The organism is Spirosoma endbachense (assembly GCF_010233585.1).
GTDB classification, from domain to species: Bacteria; Bacteroidota; Bacteroidia; order Cytophagales; family Spirosomataceae; genus Spirosoma; species Spirosoma endbachense.
On the sequence record NZ_CP045997.1, the window covers coordinates 5,241,175 to 5,256,516 of the forward strand.

13 protein-coding genes are annotated in these 15,342 nt (G+C 47.3%); 6 read left to right on the forward strand and 7 right to left on the reverse strand.

From position 1 onward, the window contains the following. Positions 1-22: 22 nt before the first annotated feature. Both GJR95_RS21140 and GJR95_RS21145 read left to right on the forward strand, forming a co-directional pair. The gene (locus GJR95_RS21140) at positions 23-931 is read left to right on the forward strand and encodes a Kelch repeat-containing protein (RefSeq protein WP_232540811.1); all 909 of its coding nucleotides are present in this window, start codon (positions 23-25) and stop codon (positions 929-931) included. A gap of 98 nt (positions 932-1,029) precedes the next feature. Continuing rightward, positions 1,030-2,541, forward strand: a complete 1,512-nt coding sequence (locus GJR95_RS21145) for a peptide MFS transporter (protein WP_162387753.1) — start codon at positions 1,030-1,032, stop codon at positions 2,539-2,541. Between the two features lie 56 nt (positions 2,542-2,597). Here the strand turns inward: GJR95_RS21145 and GJR95_RS21150 are convergent, their stop codons facing one another. The 7 genes from GJR95_RS21150 to GJR95_RS21180 form a co-directional block, all read right to left on the reverse strand. Then, on the reverse strand, positions 2,598-2,933 hold the full coding sequence (locus GJR95_RS21150) for a translation initiation factor (RefSeq protein ID WP_162387754.1): 336 nt from the start codon (positions 2,931-2,933) through the stop codon (positions 2,598-2,600). A 126-nt stretch (positions 2,934-3,059) separates the two neighbouring features. Then, positions 3,060-3,308 carry a hypothetical protein gene (locus tag GJR95_RS21155; RefSeq protein ID WP_162387755.1) on the reverse strand — a complete coding sequence of 83 codons (249 nt, stop codon included), beginning with the start codon at positions 3,306-3,308 and terminating at the stop codon, positions 3,060-3,062. Positions 3,309-3,319: 11 nt separating this feature from the next. Beyond that, positions 3,320-4,102 (reverse strand): LytR/AlgR family response regulator transcription factor, encoded by a 783-nt coding sequence (locus tag GJR95_RS21160; RefSeq protein WP_162391800.1) that lies wholly within the window; start codon positions 4,100-4,102, stop codon positions 3,320-3,322. A 13-nt stretch (positions 4,103-4,115) separates the two neighbouring features. After that, positions 4,116-5,594: a histidine kinase gene (locus GJR95_RS21165; protein ID WP_162387756.1), complete on the reverse strand. Its 1,479-nt coding sequence runs from the start codon at positions 5,592-5,594 to the stop codon at positions 4,116-4,118. 113 nt (positions 5,595-5,707) lie between these two features. Then, positions 5,708-6,361, reverse strand: coding sequence for a hypothetical protein (locus GJR95_RS21170; RefSeq protein WP_162387757.1), 654 nt, complete (start codon positions 6,359-6,361; stop codon positions 5,708-5,710). Between the two features lie 28 nt (positions 6,362-6,389). Continuing rightward, the gene (locus GJR95_RS21175; RefSeq protein WP_162387758.1) at positions 6,390-6,875 is read right to left on the reverse strand and encodes an SgcJ/EcaC family oxidoreductase; all 486 of its coding nucleotides are present in this window, start codon (positions 6,873-6,875) and stop codon (positions 6,390-6,392) included. Between the two features lie 12 nt (positions 6,876-6,887). Beyond that, positions 6,888-9,047, reverse strand: a complete 2,160-nt coding sequence (locus tag GJR95_RS21180; RefSeq protein WP_162387759.1) for a TonB-dependent receptor — start codon at positions 9,045-9,047, stop codon at positions 6,888-6,890. A gap of 188 nt (positions 9,048-9,235) precedes the next feature. Here GJR95_RS21180 and GJR95_RS21185 point away from each other — a divergent pair, with 188 nt between their 5' ends. The 4 genes from GJR95_RS21185 to GJR95_RS21200 all read left to right on the forward strand — a co-directional run bounded on the left by GJR95_RS21185 (position 9,236) and on the right by GJR95_RS21200 (position 15,123). Then, positions 9,236-9,787, forward strand: coding sequence for a GNAT family N-acetyltransferase (locus tag GJR95_RS21185; RefSeq protein ID WP_232540812.1), 552 nt, complete (start codon positions 9,236-9,238; stop codon positions 9,785-9,787). An 84-nt stretch (positions 9,788-9,871) separates the two neighbouring features. Further along, positions 9,872-10,582 (forward strand): (d)CMP kinase, encoded by a 711-nt coding sequence (gene cmk, locus GJR95_RS21190; protein WP_162387760.1) that lies wholly within the window; start codon positions 9,872-9,874, stop codon positions 10,580-10,582. Between the two features lie 95 nt (positions 10,583-10,677). Further along, entirely contained in the window at positions 10,678-11,733 is a 1,056-nt protein-coding gene (locus GJR95_RS21195; protein ID WP_162387761.1) for an NAD(P)/FAD-dependent oxidoreductase, read from the forward strand. Positions 11,734-11,829: 96 nt separating this feature from the next. Beyond that, positions 11,830-15,123, forward strand: coding sequence for a hypothetical protein (locus GJR95_RS21200; RefSeq protein WP_162387762.1), 3,294 nt, complete (start codon positions 11,830-11,832; stop codon positions 15,121-15,123). Positions 15,124-15,342 lie beyond the last annotated feature (219 nt).

The window sequence follows — 15,342 nt, forward strand, 5'->3', positions numbered from 1 at the left end:
TTTTTTACTGCATAGCTGTACCATGAATGATACGTCACCCCTTGCCGGAGGCTGGCATCCAAGGTCAGATCTTAGCGGAACAGCTCGAAATGCGGCTGTAACATTTACCATTGGTGATCTGGCTTTTGTCGGAACCGGGGCCAATACCGATAAAGACCCACTTGCTGACTTCTGGCAGTATGATCCGGCAAAAAATTCCTGGACACAAATTGCCGACTTCCCCGGAAAAGCCCGTAGTGAAGCGGTTGGTTTTACTATTGGCGATAAAGGCTACGTTGGAACCGGCCTTGACCGGGTTACGGGCAATTTGCTACAGGATTTCTATGCGTATGATGCGGTCGCCAATAAGTGGACTCCGATAGCCGATTTTGGCGGGTCGGCCAGACGGTCGGCCATTGCATTTACCGTAGAGGGGATCGGTTTTGTAGCGACGGGGTCTGACGGTGCCGAACAGAAAGACTTATGGGCCTATACTCCCGCGACAGATTCCTGGACGCGTAAGGCAGATTTTGGCGGCCGGGCACGGCTTGGTGCCGCAACTTTTGTTATTAACAACATAGCTTATCTTGGAACAGGAAGCACCAATAATGTGAATCAAAATGATTTCTGGGCTTATGATGCCTCGAAAGACGTCTGGAAAGAGCGTCGGAATTTTACCGGAACATCCATCGCCCGTTCCTACAGCGTCGGTTTTTCGATTAATAAAATGGGATATCTCATAACAGGTGCCTGTACACAGCGTTCAGGCGATTACGACGTATGGGCGTATGATCCCACCGATGATTCCTGGGATACCAAATCGTCGTTTGAAGGGACGGCCCGAACACGAGCGGTTGGCTTTGCTACCAGCTCCAAAGGCTATATAACGACGGGGTCAAGCGGTCAGACGCGGTTTAATGATTTATGGGAGTTTACGCCGGATGGTAATTAGGTAGCCTTGCTGGTTTCGGATGCTGAAGGTATATTTACAACTATTTTTTCGTTATTACAGGCATATTCTTCGGCAAACTGACCAATTAACCTAACTGCATGGAAGCTACTATTGAGAAGCCCGTTAATGAGGCCACGCTTTTCGGCCATCCGATGGGCCTTTTCGTCTTATTTTTTACCGAAATGTGGGAGCGGTTCAGCTACTATGGTATGCGAGCCATTCTGCTGCTGTTTCTAATTGATAATGTTCGGGGTGGGATGGGCTTGACCGAAGCTGATGGGGCCGCTATTTATGGCATTTATACCGCTTCTGTTTACCTGCTTTCGCTGCCTGGAGGCTGGATTGCCGACAACCTGCTGGGGCAGCGCAAATCGATCCTGTACGGCGGCATAGTCATTATGCTCGGTCATATCATTTTAGCCATTCCATCGGGACCCGGATTGTTCTATGCCGGCCTCTGCACGGTTGCCATTGGAACGGGATTGCTGAAACCCAATATTAGCAGCCTTGTAGGCGAACTTTATCCTGAAGGCGGTGCTCGTAAAGACGCTGCCTTTTCTATTTTCTACATGGGTATCAATACTGGGTCGTTGCTCGGTATTTCGATCGTAGGCTATCTGGGACAGAAAATTAGCTGGCACTACGGATTTGGAGCCGCAGCTATCGCAATGGCGCTAGGTATCATTACTTTCAGGATGTTCGGCCAAAAATACCTCGGCGACCGGGGGCTCTTTGTGGTACCAACATCCGTTGGAGATGAAAAGTCGTCGACGGGCAATCGTTCGCTATTGGTGTTCCTGGCTGTGTTGGTGGCAATTCTGGCCGGTTTGCAACTGGCCGGAGTGATCGATATGACAACCGCGCAGGGGCTGGCTCAGGCAATGGGCACGATTATTTCGCTCATCGCTGTAAGTTACTTTGTTTATATTCTGGCTGCGGGTGGGCTCGATAGTGTCGAGAAAAAGCGGGTTGTCGTTCTATTCGTATTTTTTCTGGCATCAGCTTTATTCTGGGCGGGAAATGAACAACAAGGATCATCACTGCAAATTTTTGCCGATCGCTATACCGACCTTAACCTGTTTGGGTGGCAGATGCCTTCGAGCTGGTTTCAAAATCTAAATCCCGCTTTTATCCTCATTTTTTCGCCGGTTCTGGCGGCTTTATGGGTTTTCCTGTTCAAGCGAAAGATTGATTTTGCTGTTCCTGCCAAATTTGCGACTAGCCTACTGCTGCTTGGATTAGCTTATGTCGTTATGGTAGTAGCCTCCCGGCTGGCTCTTAGTGGTACTGGCGTTCGTACATCGCCTTTCTTTCTGGCATTTACGTATCTGTTCTTTACCCTTGGCGAACTGTTTTTGAGCCCCGTCGGGTTGAGTGCCTTTTCCAAATTATCCCCCAAACGCTATACTAGCCAGCTAATGGGCCTGTGGTTCGTAGGTACATCACTGGGGAACCTGATCGCCGGTCTGTTTGCGGGCGGATTCGATGAGAAAAATGTGCACCAGATGCCCGAAATGTTCCAGAAAGTTGCCTATTTCAGTCTGGGGTTTGGCTTTCTGCTTTTGGTACTTGTTAAGCCACTGAAGAAATGGATGGGAGGAATTGAGTAGCCAGTGTGCCGTAAACAGTCTTCACAATCGGGGATTTGGTCTCCTGTGCACGGACTTTATCCGCCTGCTTTCTTCACTTTATAACCTTTGCCTGTGAGCCACGTCAGTACTTTGTCGCGGTGGTCACCCTGAATCAGGATTTCGTTGTCTTTTGTTGAACCGCCTGCACCACAGGCGGTTTTTAGTTGCTTACCGAGATCTGTCAAATCAGCATTGGTGCCGATAAAACCGCGTATACTTGTTACGACCTTATTGCCGCCTAATTTCTCTAGCCAGATTTTCAGGTTTTGCTGGGCTGGAGGTATTGTTTCGGCTTCCGACTGATCGTCAGATTGGTAATCAAAGTCTGGATTGGTTGAGTAAACAATGCCACTGCGGTTTTTCTTGCTCATAGGTTTCGCTGTTTCCTGCAAAAATAGCGCTTTCGCTCAAAAGCGTGCCACGGTTATCAGGAACATCGTCAGTAACCGTGGCACGCTTTTGAGCGAACGCGCTAAAAAATACAGGCTTTTTATTGTTTAGCGCGTTCGCCCCTGTGCCGTGCGTACGTTTGTATTCCCGCCACTCACGGTACGCCACCACTTCCGGACGTGGTGCCCCAACCAGAGCCAGAATCCGGATAAAACGACGGCAGGGAGAATGACAAATTTGACGGCAAAAGCTGGCTCAGGTAGTGAGGCAACCGGCCCATAAATATAGCCCAGTATAGGAATGCTGGCCAGAATATGAAACCAGCGTATGATTTTACGTTCAGTAGCGGCTTTCATAACGTTGTTTGTTAAAGTTCCAGCATCTGCCGCACAGCTTCGCCATAGGTACTGCCCGTTGTCAGCTTGGTACCTTTCTTATCGCTCATGGCCAGCAGGAATTTGCCGTCGAAATGCTTATGGATTTCGGCAATTTTATGCCGATTGACCATCACCGACCGGCTCACGCGGACAAACGTGTCGGGCAGCTTTTCGTTGAGTGTTGTCAGCGTATAGGTTGTCAGAAACTTCTGCCCGTCCATCGTAGCCAGGAAAACATATTTGTCTTCGGCTTCAAAAAAAGCAATGTCTGACAGAGGAACCAGCCGGATTTTTTCGCCCGTTTTTACCGAGATTGAGTAGATTTCTTTCTTCGGCTGCATCTGGGCCAAAAGCCGCATTAAATTGTCCGACATCGGGCCGCTGCCTAACTCTGATGGATCGTTTCGCTCGACCAATGACCTGATTTTCTGCGCTGTACGAGCCAATCGATCTGCTTCAACGGGCTTTAGTAAATAATCGACCGAGTTTTCTTCAAATGCCCGAATCGCATACTGATCGAAAGCCGTGGCAAACACAACCAGCGGCATGGCTGTGAGTCGCGAAAGCATTTCGAAGCCGTTGAGCAATGGCATCTCGATGTCTAAAAAAATTACATCCGGGCGCTCTGCTTCGATCAGCGTTAAACCTTCGGCCCCGTTCGATGCGTCGCCTATAACCTCAAACGTATCATTGTATTTGATGAGAAGACGGCGTAACCGGCTAATAGCCAGTGGCTCATCGTCAATAAGTATGGTTTTGAGCGGGAATGTCATGGGATTAATGTGATTAAGCATCTGTATCGGGAATCACCAGCGAATAACCACTTCGAACTTTACTCATAAGAATAGATATGAGAACCTGCTTGAGTGGCCAGTTCTGAAGTTCTACGCGGGCGTCGTCGCCGTAGAGTAGTTTAAGTTTATCCTGAATGCTTCGTAGGCCATACCCACCGCTCATATCGTCGGAAAAAGCGGGGCCGTTATCATGGACACAGAGATTGAGTTCACCGTTTTTCTCATAAATACGGACGTCGATACGGCCTGCGTCGGCGCGTTTCGCGATCCCATGTTTGATGGCATTTTCGACAATGGGCTGTAACAAAAACTGAGGCAGTTTGAGCTCATTCAGGGCCGGATCGGCCACTTCAACGCTAAACGTTAACCGATTCCCGAACCGCACTTGTTCAACCTGTAGGTAGGTTCGAACCATCTCCAGTTCGTCGGCCAGGGTAGAAAATAATTCGCCATTGCGGCTTGTCGAGTAACGAAACAGTTTTGACAGCAACAACGTCATTTCTTCGGCCTTGTCGGGGTCCTCGTGAACCAGGCTGGCAATACTATTGAGGGCATTATACAGAAAGTGTGGATTAATTTTAGCCTGTAAAGCATCCAGTTCGGCCCGTGTTTTTAATTTCTCCAGATTCAGAAGCTGAATTTCCTGCTCTGAGAGCTTCCGGGTCAACTGGCGACCTTGTTGAAGAACATAAAGGAAGATGTTGGCGATGAGTAAATCACCTAATACATAGAAATACCAGGATGCTGTTTGCTCGACCCCGATGGGCCGTTTAGCTAATTCATCGATAAACGGTTTTCCCAACAGCATATATAAAACCGTATTGATGCTAAAGAAGCTGATAATTACGGCAACACTGACCAGTAGGTGTCTTACCCAGATGGCTTTAAATTGACTCGTAAGCCAACCCGATAGTGCCCATGTTAACAGGAAAACAGCGGCTCCATCGGTGATATTCTCGATGATCAGGAACCGATACAGGCCCGCTATCAGTGGATCGGTAGCATTGAGAATCAGATGAGTAAAATAGATGATCGCATTGCAACCATAGATCAGGAGAGCACCCAGAAAAGAGCCAATAAAGGTTCCCCAGCCTGGTTTCTGGAGCAGTGTCGTTAAGGTGATGGGTTCTGCTTTGATCTTTTCCGGGATGTATTTACTGCGCCCGGCAAAGTTGAATGTGGCTCCTTCTACATTAGCGCCCGTCAGGTTCACATTCATCAACCCGCAGAAATTCAGGTTCGCTTCATACAAATCGGCATCCGTAAAGTCAGCCCCGCTGAGTTCCGAAAAGCTTAGATTAGCCTGTCGCAATATGGCTCCCCGAAAATTAGCTCTGGCGAGGTTCGAAAAACGAAGGTCAGCCTGCGTCAGGTCAATACCGCTAAAATCGAAATCGGCCAGGTCAGATGCCCGCATATTAAGGCGCCTGCCATTTTTGCCGATTGTGCCGATAAGTTGCTCGCGAGTCATTCGTTAGTTATTGATTTACAGTTTACGGTATCTGATCTAAAAGTTACTGGTACCTTGTTGCTACTAGCTCTTCCGTTTGCTATAAACCGAAAGCCATACGCTGAATACTGCTCTTATTTTGGGCATTTTGCCAGTAATGGTTCTATTTGCTTCTGGCCCCACATGGGCGCTAAGTCGCTGGCTGGTTTAAAACTAGCGAATTTTTCGGTGGCCTGCTTTAATACCGGACAGGCTGCAGTAGGCCCACCACCATACTGCTCGGGTGTGTACATGAGCGATGATCCTTCCAGTACATAGGTGCGTGGATTATTGGCATTGAGGCCTTTTGCTTTAACTAAACCTGCCTGAAAAAGTGGCCCATACTGCTGCCAGCGACTCATCGGATCGACTACCATCCGCGCCTGAGCAATATACGCTTTCAAAACAGCTAATTCGTCGTTATCGGGGGAAATAGCCTCTGCCGCTTTCAGATTGACGTCGGCCTGATCGAGGAATTTATCGTTGGTCGCTTCGTCTTTCCCCGTAAAGCCTAAATAAACGTAGTTCAAACCAGCGTAGTAACGCGGCAACCACTCTTTAGGCTCCGCTCCGGCAATGCGTTCAAACTGATTCGCTGTTGCCAGTAAATCGGCGGCTGGTGTTTTTTCGGTATGCGTTTTCATCGTACCAATGGCTTCGCTCATTGCCTGCTTATATTGGTCAGATTGCGCCCATACCGGGCAGTGGGCGGTGAGAGCCGCGATGATGATGAGAATGATTGTTTTCATGAGATTGGTTAGTTTGACCTGTGGTTGATTACTTGCTTTTAAATGCCATAAGAAATCGCTGGAATAAGCCCGGTTTCTGCACACGACAGTTGTGAAACGCCCTGACTTTCCACTGGCCGCCTGCTTTGACCAAAACGGTTGTCTGGATCGATAATCGGTTCAAAGGGGGCTTCTTCTGAAAGCGTAATTGAATCGTTCCGGTCGAATGCATCAGGGCAACATTAGTACTCAAAAAGGCAATCGAAGGCAATTCGGGTCCTGCATGCATCGTAGATCCTTTCAGTGCCCAGGAGTTAAATAGCTCATTGTGAATCTGTTCGTTCGCTTGTCTGCCCTTGATATGTTGTCCTGCGAAGGTGACGTAATCACAGTCATCGGTGAAGTATTGACTAAACGCTCTGGCATCGCCAGCATTCCAGGCTACTGCCAGTTGAGCAAATACCTCGCGAATTGCGGCTTCATCGACGGCTACAACTGCTGGCCTGATTGAGGTTTGACCTGGTTCTATCAGCATATGGTTTCCTTCTTATAATTCGTTCACATTTACCTTCGCTTTCTTCGACAGCATGATCATACCACCGACGAAGAAACTCCGGTATGACTGTGGACCAACAGCATAGCGGGTCTTTGCATCGGGTGTGTAGCGATACGTAAACACATTGTGCGTATTGAGGATGTTATCGATTGAAGCATAGAGCACTACAAAATTTTTCTTAATGCTCATGATATGACTGGCACTGAAACTGAGGTTGTTAACTATGGGTGTCCGGTCTGCAAGGAATACTTCGTTATTAGGATTGAAGTAAGGTCTGCCACTACTGACCGTGTAGGTTAGCCCCATGTTCGTGCTGATCTTCTCGAAATACCGTTTCATAATCAGGCTTATGTTGTGATTAGAAATGAATGTCGGAGTGGCCTGAACAGTGTATTGCTGAAATAGCCGCCTGGAGTCTACATAGCTGTAGGTAACCCAGTAATCGAGGCCCTTAATCGTTTTCTGATCGCGCCAGAAAACGTCGAACCCCTGTGCATAACCATTGCCCGTGTTATTCGTCGTGCCGATCGGAAAACGATAGGGATTGGCGTCAAAAGGTTGCCCCGTAAATTCACGGACTAACTGCGCGTAGTTTTTATAGAAAGTCTCAATTCGGAATGTGCGCTTGTTTTTAATGATCTGATAGTTGAGAATTAAATGATCGGCCCGTTCGAAATCCAGAGACGTATTGCGATAGAGATAGCGATAATCCGGCGTTTGGTAAAATTGCCCATACGCCATCGATACCTGACTGAACATACCTGTTTTATAAGCCAGGGATAAGCGGGGAGCCAGGTTGAATCGGCTGAGTACCGACGAATATTCGCCCCTGATTCCTGCCTGTACGGCTAAATTGCGTCCCAGGTAAGTCTGCGACTCAATGAATACTGCGCCATAATTATCATGCAGAGCGTATTGGATTCCCTGTACTGAATTTTTTATTGTAATAGCGTGGGCTTCGGTACCAAACAGTAGTGAGTTGTTGCCAAAGAGCCGAGTCAGCACAAACCGGCCCTGTGCCCGAGCGCTTGAACGCCCAAAATCCTGGGTATCGAACGTGGTTGCGTCTGTGTCATAGCTATACGATAAACCAGAATTGAGCAGCCAGCGGCCATTAGCCCAGCTATCGGTATAGGTACTGGTGGTGAAGAAGTTACGATTGTGCTGCTGAAGTGCTGTTTTGCCCGTTTCATTCGAAGGATCGACGAAATTCATACCAAGCCTACTGTCGGAATACATGCCGTAAAACTTGAACATACCGGTTTTAGTAGGTTGTAGCCGATACGTTAAAGACGATCCGGCAAATTCGGGTACGTGCGTCCAGTCGATGTTTTGCCGAACCAGACTGAAAAGAGGCTTGAGATTGCCATAATAGCCCGTTGCAGATACCGACGATTTCTCCGTAGCATGGTCGTAGCTGATGCCAGCATTCGCCAGATTCAGGCTCAAACTAACTCCTTCATTCTGGGTTTTATCGGTGGTATTGAGCAATAGGACTGATGAGAGTGCTTGACCATACTGGGCTGAATATCCACCTGTGCTAAAGGATGTTCCTTTAAACATAAACGGTTGAAATCGCCCTCGTGACTGCACATCGGGCATCGAACTGAAATACGGATTCTGGACGATCATCCCATCGATCACTACTTTTGCTTCCTCTCCAGAGCCTCCCCGCACAAACAATCCCGTTTGTTCGCCAACCCGTTGCGTACCCGGCAACAGATTCATGGCAGCGGTGATATCAGCGTTGGCTCCGGCGGTTGTTACAATATCCATTGGCTTGAGCATAGTCATCCGGCGTTCGTCGGACGCTTCGAACGACCCCGCTGTGATGACAACCGTATTCAGTTCGTTGGCTGCTTCGGTGAGCCGAATAGCAATGGGATTAGGAGAACCCAGGGTCACTTTTTTGCTGAATGACTCATAACCGATATAGGAAACCTGTAGGGTAGCTGTATCTTTTCGGGTGGTAGAGAAACGGAAGCTACCCGTACTGTCGGTATTGGCACCGTCGTATGTACCGCGCAGGAACACATTGGCTCCGGGCAACGATTGGCCTTTCTGGTCCGTTACGCGCCCTGCCAGTATGACCTGTGCCGAAGCCACAGACGTGGTGAGTTGCAGGGCGGAAATAACGTAAATTATTTTCATGACTATCCGGCGTTCAGGTGCTTCGGTTGCTGATTGGATAGACCAAAACTACCGTGCTCATCTGCCAGCACCCCACTTTTTCCGACGAACTCAGTAAAGCAGGGTGTGAAATCCCGCAGGATAAGGATAAATTTGGGTTAACATTTGGTGGAATACATAGTTACTTTCGTATAAAGACCCTCGCACCATTGACCACTACATTGATCACATTTCAACTTTCTCTTGGTCGACTTCGTCCCTGGCGTGAGGGCGATGAAGATTCGTTAGCCCGCCATGCCAGTAACCGTCGTATCTGGAATAACGTCCGGGATTTTTTTCCGTACCCTTACACACCACGCGATGCCCATTCATGGGTACGATCCAATAAGTCTTATCAACAGCCTAATAATCTGGCTGTTGAGGTTGATGGGCAGGCAGTAGGGAATATTGGCTTTACGATTAAAGACGATATTTACCGCTATAATGCCGAGATTGGCTACTGGCTTAGCGAAGACTATTGGGGGCAGGGAATTATGAGTGAAGCCGTACCGATCATGACTGATTATATTTTTAAGAATTTTCAGGTCAATCGGATTTTTGCCTGTGTGCTGGATGGAAATGTAGGCTCGATGCGTGTACTGGAAGCATCTGGTTATCGACACGAATCCGTACATCTTAAAGCCGCTGTAAAGAACAATCAATACCTGGACGAGCATATTTTTGCCATGTTACGTTCAGAATTTAGAGAGTTGAACCGATAGCCGACAAGCTTTATTGATTTGACTATCCCTCTAATTTGTGGTTATTTTGCTGAAATATTACCGCTTCGGCGGACCAAGCCTTTCATGCCGAAGATAGTGATTGCCATAGACGGATATTCCAGTTGCGGAAAAAGTACGACGGCTAAAGCCGTAGCCGCCAAAATGGGTTACGGTTACATCGACACGGGTGCTATGTATCGTGCTGTAACGCTGTTCTTTCTTCAGGAACGGGTTTCGTTTTCCAATAAAAAAGAAATTGAAGCTGCTCTTGACCGCATTCATATTACATTCAAGCATAACGCTCGCACGGGTAAGAATGAAACCTGTTTGAACGGGCTGAATGTAGAAGAAGAAATCCGCAAGATGTACATTTCCAATCTGGTCAGCGAAGTGAGCGCCATCCCCGAAGTTCGTTGGGCAATGGTAGCCCAGCAGCAGAAGATGGGACGTCGGCGAGGACTTGTGATGGATGGCCGGGATATTGGAACCAAAGTTTTCCCGAATGCTGAGATCAAAGTTTTCATGACCGCCGAAACGTATATTCGGGCTAAACGGCGTCAGCAGGAGTTGTTGGCAAAGGGCGAATTGGTCGGTCTGGAAGAAATTATTAAAAATATCGAAAAGCGGGATTTAATTGACACCACTCGCTCCGAAAGCCCACTCGTACAAGCACCTGATGCCATTCTACTGGATACATCGCACATGACTATTGAAGAGCAGGTCGATTGGGTTATTGAACTGGCAGATCGGCGGCTGGCAGAGATACATCGGTTAAAAACGAAAGTAATAGGGTAATTAGTTATTCAGTAATAGGGAGATTCGTTAGTGAGTGATTATAACCTGAGTCCGATTGCGTATCTATTGCTACACTTGCCAAATTATACACACGAATGACTGCCGATTTTTTGATAGTAGGGCAGGGGATAGCCGGGTCTGTGCTGGCCTGGATACTTGATCAACGTGGTTGTTCTGTATTACTGGCCGATGATCCTGGGCTTCCATCAGCCTCGGCGGTAGCAGCCGGGATCGTTAATCCGCTTACCGGCCGGAAATTGGTTCGTACCTGGAAAGCTGATGAGTTGTTTCCTTTCCTTCATCAGTTTTATTCTCAGATTGAACAGGAACTCGCTGTTCGCTTTTTTCATCCTAAAAATATTTACCGTCCCTTTCGCTCACTGGCCGAGCAAACCGATTATCTCGCCATTACAGCTGACCCCGAAATTCAATCGTATGTCTCAAAATTGGTTGATAATCAGTCCTATAGCCAGTATATAAATAACCCATTCGGGGGTTTGGAAGTAACCCAGTCGGGATGGGTAGACTTAACTGAACTGACCAGAATTATAAAGGGGTATTTTATACGAAAAAATCAATATTACGAAGGCCGGGTGTCTTCTATTGATCTGATAATTAAGGATGAAAGTGTAGAATGGAAAGGCATCAAAATAAATAAAGTCATATTTTGTGACGGCGTTCAGGCCCGCGAGAATTTGTTATTTGACTGGCTGCCGTATAATCCCGTTAAAGGGCAAATTCTGACAGCGGTTGTCGAGAATTATCCTATTACATCGATAGTAAATCAGGGTGTTTTTATTTTGCCAATTCGGAGTGGATTGCTTCGGATTGGGGCTACTTATTCCTGGCATGACCTGGATTGGCAAACGACCGATGACGGGCGATCGTTTTTAGAGTCGAAAGTTCGTGCGGTTTTGAAGGTTCCTTATCAGGTTGTTGCACAACAGGCTGGTATTCGACCATCAACTAAAGACCGTCGGCCGTTTGTGGGTATTCATCCAGAGCATCCGGCAGTTGGTATTTTTGGGGGTATGGGCACCAAAGGGGTCTCATTAGCTCCCTATCTGGCTGAGCAATTTGCGCGGCATTTATTAGATGGCGAAGAATTAGAGCCGGAAGCGAATATTAGCCGTTATGTTTCGTTATTATAGCGTTAATTAAGGCGTTCGATTTCAGGCCTTGAATAGAGAGCTTTTTTGGCTCAATTCCGGGGCTTTTAGCCGACGTCTAACGTTTTGTTGATCAGTATGCGAAATCAATACATTCTGCTGATGGGCTTGTGGCTGGGAACATTGAGCGCAGCCACAGCGCAAAACTACCCGGCGCTTGAGCGTTTTGGTAAAAACCGGATTCAATACCGGAGTTTTGACTGGAAGATTATACGAACTTCCAACTTCGAAATCTATTATTATCAGGATGGTAGCCAGATTGCGAATCTAACGGCGCAATATGCTGAATCTGAATTTGATCGGATCACTGAATTGTTAGGATATACGCCCTATAACCGGGTCAAAATATTCTTATTTAATTCGCCGTCGGAGCTGGCTCAGAGCAATATTGGCCTTAATACACAGGGCGGCCTGAACCGCAGGGAACTTGATCTGTCGAAGTCGCGCGTAGAACTGGCATTTACTGGCGATCAGATTAGTTTTCGTCGGCAGATTGTCCATGATATCTCCATGCTATTTGTCTATGACATGCTCTATGGGGGTAGCCTGAAAGACGCACTTCAGAGTTCGCTTTTATTGACATTGCCCGATTGGTTTATGCCTGGCATCGCTTCCTATATTGCTGATGGCTATAGTCTGGAGATCGACGATTATATGCGTGATGCGTCAATAGCAAAGGCTGTCAAAAAACCGTCTTTATTGTCGGGTGTGGAAGCCGAACGGGTTGGACATTCAATCTGGAACTATATTGTTCAGAAATATGGCCGGGATAATGTATCGAACATTCTGAATCTGACCCGCATCATTCGTAATGAGCAGAGTAGTATTTCTAGCACGCTTGGCGTACCCTACAACCGCTTTCTGCGCGAGTGGCGCGAATACTATGCCGCTATGGCTAATGTAGTAGCGCAATCCTACAAGGCCGGGACCGATGATTTTCAAGTTAAACTTAGTTCGTCTGATGATGAGCTGGTACTGAATAGTTTGAAACTAAGCCCCGATAAACAATATTTTGCCTATACGACGCTTTTCGACGGAAAGTTTAATGTAGAGGTTGTCAATACGACAAACCATAAGAAAACGACGGTGTTACAGGGTGGATACCGTCTTGATGGACAGGTAGCCCGGACCAATACACCCCTCGTAGCCTGGCAGCGCGGAAATAATCTGATCGTTATTACCGACGAGCTAGGGAAAACGAACATGTATCAATTCAGCGACTTTGAGAAACGGCCCAAGCGCCAGTTTAAGCGCCAGATCAACGGATTAACGCAGGTTGTTTCGGTAGATGCGTCGGACGATGGAGGTAGCTTGATTCTGAGTGCCGACCGGAAGGGGCAAAACGATTTATTCATTTACAGCATTAATCGGGGGTCGTATCAACAAATAACCAACGATCTGTATGATGATCTGTATCCTCAATTTGTTGGGCGAACGGCTCGACAGGTTGTTTTCAGCTCAAACCGGAAATTAGATACGCTTGGCGTCGACAAAGGCTCCTACAAAAGCATTACCGATCGGTTGAGTTTGTTCTCGCATGAGGGCGGTGCACGCGATTTTTCGCTGGTACGGCTGACGGATTCGCTCTCGCATGCTACACAGCCAATTCCGGCCAGCGAAACGGTTGTTTATTTCCTCAATGACGTCAGCGGAATACGTAACCTGTACCGGCTCGATACTGAATCTGGATCGGTTGGCCAATTGACCGCTTTTCCAGAAAGCATCCAGCTTTATGATCTGAATCCTTCAAACGGGGGCTTTGTTTACAGTAGCCTCAAGAATGGAGAAGAATACATTGGTTTCCGGTCGCAATTAAACTTAACGCAAACGGTTCAGGCTCCTCCAACACAGCGCAGTATTAATGCTGGACTGGCAAATCCTGCCAAGGCTAACGCGGTTCGTTCCGGAGCCACTAAACCTGATTCGGCAGGGCTACCCGGCCGTACGAATACCACGCAACCCGATACATCAATAGCAAAACGACCTGCAACCGGTGTTACCGGCACTGAAAGCAAGCTGGCTCTCGAACCGGGCGAAGTCGATACCGATAATTATCAGTTCGATCCGGAAGTACTGAAGGCAACCGAATATCGCCAACGCCGTTCGATAGGGGGAACTACGCCTACCCTGACAACAACGTTGCCCCGAAACCGTCGCCGGGAGAACATTACCATTCGGGGGCCTTTTAACTATAAAGGAATGTTTACGGTCAATGATGCTAATTCAAACTGGCGGATTGATCCGATTTCGGCTAAAGGATTTGGTTACTCGCAGGACGTGACCCTGACCGATCTCCTGGAAAATCATGTTTTACGGGCTGGGTTGTTTATTACGACGACCCTTCGCAATAGTGATCTGTTTGCCGAATATACGAACCTCACCCATCTTATAGACTTTGGTGCACGCGTAGACCGGAGTACACTGTTTGTCGACAACAGCGGCCTAAGCCAGAAGTATCGCTATAACCGTGTCTCACTATCGGCCTCCTATCCAATTTCGGTGACAACCCGATTCACGCTTTCACCATTCTACGCCACGACTCGTTTAATCGATATTTCGTCATTTAGCGAGCCTGATCGTGTCTCTGACTATGCTGGTTTACGAGGTGAAGTCGTGTTCGACAATACGAAAATGAATGGCATGAATATGGCCATCGGAACCAAAATGAAAGTCAAGTATGAAGAATACGCTGGATTGCGGTCTTCATCGGAAAGTTTCAGAAGGCTATCGATCGATTTGCGTCATTATCAGAAAATTCACCGCGATCTGGTATTGGCAGCCCGGTTCTCCTTTAGTCAGTCGGGTGGTCCTGCTCCCAAACAAAGCACATTGGGCGGTATGGATAACTGGATCGGGGCTAACTCGTCTATTAAAGAACCGATCGCATCCAATCCGTTGCTGGTTCCAAACACAATTCCCGTTGAGATCCCGTATGATTATCGGAACGTGTTTTTCCTGGATTTTGCGGCACCATTGCGTGGATTCCGGCAAGGTAAGTTAACGGGCACCAGTCATATGCTGCTTAATTTAGAGCTTCGATTACCATTGATCCGTTATTTATATCGCGGTAATATCACATCGAATTTTTTGCGGAATCTGCAATTAGTCGCCTTTACAGATATTGGAACGGCCTGGTCAGGAAAAGGCCCATTTAGCCAGCAAAATAGTTTGAATACCGAAATAGTCGGCGGTGGTAATATTCCGTTCAGGGCTGTAGTAACGAATTTCAAAAATCCTTTCCTGATTGGATATGGTGCCGGAGCGCGAACAATGCTATTTGGCTATTTTGTTAAATTTGATTACGGCTGGGGTCTGGAAAATAAAGTTGTAAGTAAGCCAATCGCCTATCTAACATTAGGTTACGACTTTTAGAATAAATTCATTTAGTCAAACAAAAAGGCGACCTATCAAAGTCGCCTTTTTGTTTGACTAAATTCCAGCCAGGAATGAATCTTTGTTATACGCAATTTCTTACGTATGTTTGTTCGATTGAATCACTGTACTTATCGACTCTTCGATAAAGATGATTCAGGCATGCCTTGGGCATATTCTCTCTCTATTTCGTCTAACAGATAAAACCCCACTTTGTCG

What these genes read in the sequence shown, in the direction of transcription:
- GJR95_RS21140 (WP_232540811.1), top strand. Translation starts at nt 23, where the DNA reads ATGAATGATACGTCACCCCTTGCCGGAGGCTGGCATCCAAGGTCAGAT.
- GJR95_RS21145 (WP_162387753.1), top strand. Translation starts at nt 1,030, where the DNA reads ATGGAAGCTACTATTGAGAAGCCCGTTAATGAGGCCACGCTTTTCGGC.
- GJR95_RS21150 (WP_162387754.1), bottom strand. Translation starts at nt 2,933, where the DNA reads ATGAGCAAGAAAAACCGCAGTGGCATTGTTTACTCAACCAATCCAGAC.
- GJR95_RS21155 (WP_162387755.1), bottom strand. Translation starts at nt 3,308, where the DNA reads ATGAAAGCCGCTACTGAACGTAAAATCATACGCTGGTTTCATATTCTG.
- GJR95_RS21160 (WP_162391800.1), bottom strand. Translation starts at nt 4,102, where the DNA reads ATGACATTCCCGCTCAAAACCATACTTATTGACGATGAGCCACTGGCT.
- GJR95_RS21165 (WP_162387756.1), bottom strand. Translation starts at nt 5,594, where the DNA reads ATGACTCGCGAGCAACTTATCGGCACAATCGGCAAAAATGGCAGGCGC.
- GJR95_RS21170 (WP_162387757.1), bottom strand. Translation starts at nt 6,361, where the DNA reads ATGAAAACAATCATTCTCATCATCATCGCGGCTCTCACCGCCCACTGC.
- GJR95_RS21175 (WP_162387758.1), bottom strand. Translation starts at nt 6,875, where the DNA reads ATGCTGATAGAACCAGGTCAAACCTCAATCAGGCCAGCAGTTGTAGCC.
- GJR95_RS21180 (WP_162387759.1), bottom strand. Translation starts at nt 9,047, where the DNA reads ATGAAAATAATTTACGTTATTTCCGCCCTGCAACTCACCACGTCTGTG.
- cmk (WP_162387760.1), top strand. Translation starts at nt 9,872, where the DNA reads ATGCCGAAGATAGTGATTGCCATAGACGGATATTCCAGTTGCGGAAAA.
- GJR95_RS21195 (WP_162387761.1), top strand. Translation starts at nt 10,678, where the DNA reads ATGACTGCCGATTTTTTGATAGTAGGGCAGGGGATAGCCGGGTCTGTG.
- GJR95_RS21200 (WP_162387762.1), top strand. Translation starts at nt 11,830, where the DNA reads ATGCGAAATCAATACATTCTGCTGATGGGCTTGTGGCTGGGAACATTG.